Genomic DNA, 2,915 nt, shown 5'->3' on the forward strand with positions numbered 1-2,915 from the left:
CGGTTGATGCCGTCGATGAGGGAGTGCCGGCAGCCGTACTTGTTGTCGAACTTCGACTTCGTCACCGCGTCGTTCACGTTGATCGCCGGGAAGAGGAGCTCGCCCGCCTGGTGCATCTCGTAGAGGCGGTGGACGCCGGTGGTGGTCTCCTCCGTCACGCCGCGGATGCCGGCGGCCAGCTCGACCCAGTCGATCGGGCTGCTCGCGAGCAGGCGCAGGACGAGCGCCATCTCCTCGTTGTCGGCGGTGGACGGGTCCGGTACCGCGCCGGCCTTCTGGTACGCGACGCCCTTGTGGACGAGGAGGGTGGCGTCGCCGCCGTCGTCGAGGATCATGTTCGGGCCGGCGGCGCCGGGCCAGGTCAGCGCCTGCTCGGTGCACCACCAGTACTCCTCCAGCGTCTCGCCCTTCCAGGCGAAGACGGGGATGCCGGCGGCGGCGATGGCGGCGGCGGCGTGGTCCTGGGTGGAGTAGATGTTGCAGGAGACCCAGCGGACTTCCGCGCCCAGCGCGACCAGGGTCTCGATCAGGACGGCCGTCTGCACGGTCATGTGCAGGGAGCCGGTGATCCGGGCGCCGGCGAGCGGCTGGGCCTGCGCGTACTCGGCGCGGATCGACATCAGGCCCGGCATCTCGTGCTCGGCGAGGGTGATCTCCTTGCGGCCGAACTCCGCGAGGGTGATGTCGGCGACCTTGTAGTCGGTGAAACCGGCGGGGGTCTGGCTGGTCATGGTGGGCTACTCCGGTGGTGGATATCGGGGGCGTGGCTGGGATGCCGGGGCGGAACCAGGTCCTGTCGTCGAAGGAGCGCCGGTCGGGCCCGCGGCGTCCGGTGCCGTGCACCGCACGACGGAGGGGCGGCCGTGTACGGGACGTACTCGGGCGCCCCGACCACGCGGCGAGGTGCGGTGCCGGGCGTCGCGGGCCAGGCGGGACTTCGACGACAGGGCCTAGGACGTGACGCCCAGGTTCTGGTGGATCTCGAGCGTCGCGGTGGAACGGTTCAGGGTGATGTAGTGCAGGCCCGGGGCGCCTTCGGCCAGCAGGCGCTGGGCCATCGCGGTCGCGTACTCCACGCCCACCTTGTGCCCCTCGGCCGGGTCGTCTCCGGCGGCCTCCAGGCGGCGGGCCAGCGCGTCGGGGAACCGGGCGTCGCTCAATTCGGCGAAGCGGCGGATCTGGCGCGCGTCGGTGGCGGGCATGATCTCGGGGATGACCGGGGTCAGACAGCCCACCGAGTCCAGCCGGTCGCGCAGCCGCAGGTAGTCCTCGACGTGGAAGAACATCTGCGTGATGGCGTAGTCGGCACCCGCCCTGCACTTGGCGGCGAAGTGCCGGATGTCCTCGGTCCAACCCGGGGAGCGCGGGTGGCGTTCGGGGAACGCGGCCACGCCCACTTGGAAGTCGCCCAGCTGCCGGATCATGCTGACCAGCTCGTGGGCGTGGCGGAAGCCCTGCGGATGCGGGGTCCAGGTGCCCTTCGGGTCGCCCGGCGGGTCGCCGCGCAGCGCGAGCACGTCGCGGATGCCCGCGTCGGCGTACTGGCCGATGATGTGGCGCAGCTCGGCCCGGGAATGGCCGACCGCCGTCAGGTGCGCGACGGGGCGCAGGGTGGTCTCGGCGGCTATCCGCTTGGTGACCTCGACGGTGCGGTCCCGCGAGGAGCCGCCCGCCCCGTAGGTGACGGACACGAAGGAGGGGGCGAACGCCTCGATGCGGCGGATCGCGTTCCACAGGGTGCGCTCGCCCGCGTCGGTCTTGGGCGGGAAGAACTCGAAGGAGTACGAGCGCCGACCGCTGGCCAGGATCTCGCGCACACCGGGCCGGGCGGCCGGGCGGAGGCGGACCAGGGTGGGGCGTTCTGCGATGACGGCTGCCAAGGGATCGTTCCTTTCCGGTCTCAGCGTGCGTGGAAGTCAGCGTGCGTTGAAGTACGTGGCCTCGGGGTGGTGGATGACGATCGCGTCGGTGGACTGCTCCGGGTGGAGCTGGAACTCCTCGGACAGGTGCACGCCGATCCGCTCCGGCTGGAGGAGGTCGGCGATCTTCGCGCGGTCCTCCAGGTCGGGGCAGGCGGGGTAGCCCAGTGAGTAGCGGCAGCCCTGGTACTCGGTGCGGAACATGCCCTGCATGGAGGCCGGGTCGGAGGCGGCGATGCCCAGTTCGGTGCGGACGCGGGCGTGCCAGTACTCGGCGAGGGCTTCGGCCAGCTGGACGGAGAGCCCGTGCAGCTCCATGTACTCCCGGTAGGAGTCGGCGGCGAAGAGCCGGGCCGTCTCCTCCCCGATCCGGCTGCCGACGGTGACGACCTGGAGGCCGACGACGTCGGTCTCGCCGGACTCCTCGGGGCGGAAGAAGTCGGCGAGGCACAGGCGGCGGCCGCGGCGCTGGCGCGGGAAGGTGAAGCGGGTCCGCTCCCCGCCGAACTCGTCCAGGATGACCAGGTCGTCGCCCTTGGCGACGCACGGGAAGTAGCCGTGCACGACGGCCGCCTCGAGCAGTCCGTCGGTGTGCAGCCGGTCGAGCCAGCCGCGCAGCCGGGGCCGGCCCTCCGTCTCGACGGTCTCGGCGTCCTTCAGCCCCCACTGGCCCTTGAACAGGGCGGTCTCGTCCAGCCAGGAGGCGTAGTCCTTGAGCGGGATGCCCTTGACCACGCGGGTGCCCCAGAACGGCGGGGCGGGCACCGGACGGTCGACGGCCACGTCGGACCGGCCGCCCTCCTCGGGCTCCGCGACCAGGAGCGGTGTCTCCCGCCTGGCTACGCGGCGCTGCTTCAGGGGCGGCAGTTCGACTCCCGGGACCCCGCGCTTGACCCCCATCAGGGCGTCCATGAGGCGCAGTCCCTCGAAGGCGTCGCGGGCGTAGCGGACTTCGCCTTCGTAGATGTCGTGGAGGTCTTGTTCGACGTAGGCGCG

3 protein-coding genes are annotated in these 2,915 nt (G+C 71.6%); all 3 read right to left on the reverse strand.

Annotated elements, in window-relative coordinates; all coding sequences use genetic code 11:
* Positions 1-731, reverse strand: a 731-nt coding sequence (locus AC07FY_RS32965) for an adenosylhomocysteinase (protein WP_479014130.1), incomplete at its 3' end; no start/stop codon positions are given.
* Between the two features lie 219 nt (positions 732-950).
* On the reverse strand, positions 951-1,817 hold the full coding sequence (gene metF / locus AC07FY_RS32970) for a methylenetetrahydrofolate reductase [NAD(P)H] (protein ID WP_479014136.1): 867 nt from the start codon (positions 1,815-1,817) through the stop codon (positions 951-953).
* A gap of 99 nt (positions 1,818-1,916) precedes the next feature.
* Positions 1,917-2,915 (reverse strand): vitamin B12 dependent-methionine synthase activation domain-containing protein (locus AC07FY_RS32975; protein WP_479014133.1); only part of this gene is annotated, 999 nt, incomplete at its 5' end.

The organism is Streptomyces sp. NPDC045967 (assembly GCF_056430495.1).